The sequence below is a fragment of the Novosphingobium sp. FG90 genome (assembly GCF_057808725.1).
Map to the genome: position 1 here is coordinate 1 of NZ_JBMDIO010000091.1, position 2,240 is coordinate 2,240.

At 60.2% G+C, this 2,240-nt stretch carries 4 protein-coding genes; 2 read left to right on the plus strand and 2 right to left on the minus strand.

Features of this window, described 5'->3' with window-relative positions; genetic code table 11:
* Positions 1-302: hypothetical protein (locus ACODRZ_RS26590; protein ID WP_488986301.1), on the minus strand; the 302-nt coding region annotated here is incomplete at its 3' end.
* Between the two features lie 716 nt (positions 303-1,018).
* Here ACODRZ_RS26590 and ACODRZ_RS26595 point away from each other — a divergent pair.
* Positions 1,019-1,573 (plus strand): recombinase family protein, encoded by a 555-nt coding sequence (locus ACODRZ_RS26595; RefSeq protein WP_488986302.1) that lies wholly within the window; start codon positions 1,019-1,021, stop codon positions 1,571-1,573.
* A gap of 35 nt (positions 1,574-1,608) precedes the next feature.
* Here the strand turns inward: ACODRZ_RS26595 and ACODRZ_RS26600 are convergent, their stop codons facing one another.
* Complete coding sequence (locus ACODRZ_RS26600; RefSeq protein WP_488986303.1) at positions 1,609-1,779, minus strand: hypothetical protein; 171 nt, start codon at positions 1,777-1,779, stop codon at positions 1,609-1,611.
* 128 nt (positions 1,780-1,907) lie between these two features.
* Between ACODRZ_RS26600 and ACODRZ_RS26605 the strand changes: the two genes are divergently transcribed.
* Positions 1,908-2,240: hypothetical protein (locus ACODRZ_RS26605; RefSeq protein WP_488986304.1), on the plus strand; the 333-nt coding region annotated here is incomplete at its 3' end.

Genomic DNA, 2,240 nt, shown 5'->3' on the forward strand with positions numbered 1-2,240 from the left:
GTCCCTGATCCTTCCGAGTCGATTGTGAGGGGATTTCCGTAGAACTGATAGTCGGAAGGACGAGCTTTGCCGTTGGCGACCCTGATCGCGCCATGGTGGTTGTGACCGTGAACGTATTGGTTTCGCGCCATACAGTGGTAGGTGCGTGCGCCCGTATCCGGGGGTGTGATCGCATGGTCGGCCAGCAGCGCTTCGAGAGCCGATGGCCCGCGATCAATGGCCCGGCGGAATAGAGGTGCGAACGTCTTGTCGGTGGATTCGACGGCAGCCAGAAGGTCGCGGTCATACTTCTTCAAATTCATCTTAAGTTATTTTCCATCCGGCTGGATAATGCCGGTGAACGGGAAATACCGAATCGAGGTAAGCCGATTCAATTTAAATCGAAGTAGTGACGTCCGCCTGCTAACCGCAGCCGTTCGAGGCGGCTTCCGTCATTTCCGCTTCGCTGCAATGAAGCGTCGCCGCCTGTTCAATACATCTGATGAAGTGATAGCCCCATGGGGGCGTTATCCGATCCACCTCTATTACTATAAGGAATATGCGCTACGACCCCTTAGGTCTCCACCGCCCGTCCGGGTGGGGGAGATGCCCCAACGGGGCAGAGGGGGAACGCAGGTCACTGCGTTGAGCGGAGCGCCCCTGCTGCTGTCCGAGATTCCTTCGGCATACGGGTCACGGTCAATGAAAGCGGTCCGATGGCGAACGCCGCGATGTGCGGTGGGTGGCCGGATCGCTTTCCGAGCGCCACGACGGCAAGCCCTGCTTGCCATAGGGGCCTCGCTGACAGGTAGTGCAGACCTGCCCTCATACCTACCCGCTGCGCTGGACGGGATCACGGTCTTCCACATCCAGAACAATGACTTGCGTCTTCGCCGCCGTGATGAGAGTCCGTCCTGAGAGGGTAACCACGGGCAAGACAATCAGCGAAACAGAAAGACCGCCCTGAGTGGGTCGGTTTTTCAATTTCAAGACGGTCGGCGACGAGGGCCTAGACCTAAACAAGACGAATGGAGGCATCATGGGCAAGGTTCTGGGCTACGCACGCATCTCGACGGATCAGGGGCAGGATGTCGGGAGCCAGAGGGCCGCATTGGAGAAGCTTGGTGCAGTCGTCGTGTTCGTCGATATCGCCAATGGATCGAGGCTTAGCGGTCGCGATCAACTCGAAGCGGCCCTGCGCTTGCTCGATGAAGGCGACACCCTGCTGGCCCTCCATCCTGACCGCCTCGCTCGCGACACCGGTGATCTACTCACCATCGCCAAGCGCATCATCGGGAAGAAGGCAACATTGCGCATCAACGACCCTGCCATCGTGCTCGACGGCAGCGACGTTATGGCTGAAGTCTGTCTCACCGTCTTCGGTTTGGTCGGAATGCTGGAAAAGCATTTCCTGAAAGCCCGTCAGCGCCGAGGGATTGAAGCCGCCCGGCTGAAGGGCGTCTACAAGGGCCGTCCGGCAACCATCGATCCGGCCCGAGTCCGCGAACTTCGCGATGAAGGCATGGGGGCAACCCAAATTGCTCGCACTCTCAAGTGCGGACGCGCATCGGTGTATCGCCTGCTCGTGGCCTGATCCTGCTGCTGCACGAACACTGCTATAGATTGAAATCAAGGTGGTGGCTCAGCAGCAGCGGGGTCAAGTTTCTCCAGCCATTGCAAGAACTCGTCCGCCGTCATCGTCACGCCGGGCCGGTCCGCCGCTGCCTTAATCCGATCAATCATCTCAGCAGGGGCATGGCCCCGGCAAAACGCGCAGTCGCAATCATCGTCATCGTCCATGCTCGTCGCTCCAGCGTCCCCTGCCAGATCGTTGAATAGCACCTGCTCGCCGCGCCGACCTGACGAGATCGGCGTCTTCGTGACCCCCACCTTCGTTCCAGCATCCCTACCAGAACATGGAAGCCATCATGACCGACGACGTATCGGACTTCGACCACATCATCGCCCGTCTACGGGCGGCACATGGGGGCGGCATCACGCTCGACGAAATCACCGCAAGACTGGGGTCACTGCTCAACCCGGCCCAGCCGGAACCAGAAATCCTACCTTCCTCGCAGGTGACGTCGGTGCCATGCCCGCTACCGCTCTCGAACCCGACCACCGAGGAAATCGCGCAAGATCAGCGCCGTAGCCCCGAGCCCGGAAGCAGCCTGTGGCAGTCTCCCGCTGCCCGTTCCAGCCGTTCGCCCGAAGACCCCTGCAATCAGCCCGATCTGCCTCCTCGCGGGGCATCCAATCTC

Excerpts from the sequence above, each read along its gene's own strand:
- ACODRZ_RS26595 (WP_488986302.1), top strand. The coding sequence starts at position 1,019 with ATGGGCAAGGTTCTGGGCTACGCACGCATCTCGACGGATCAGGGGCAG.
- ACODRZ_RS26600 (WP_488986303.1), bottom strand. The coding sequence starts at position 1,779 with ATGGACGATGACGATGATTGCGACTGCGCGTTTTGCCGGGGCCATGCC.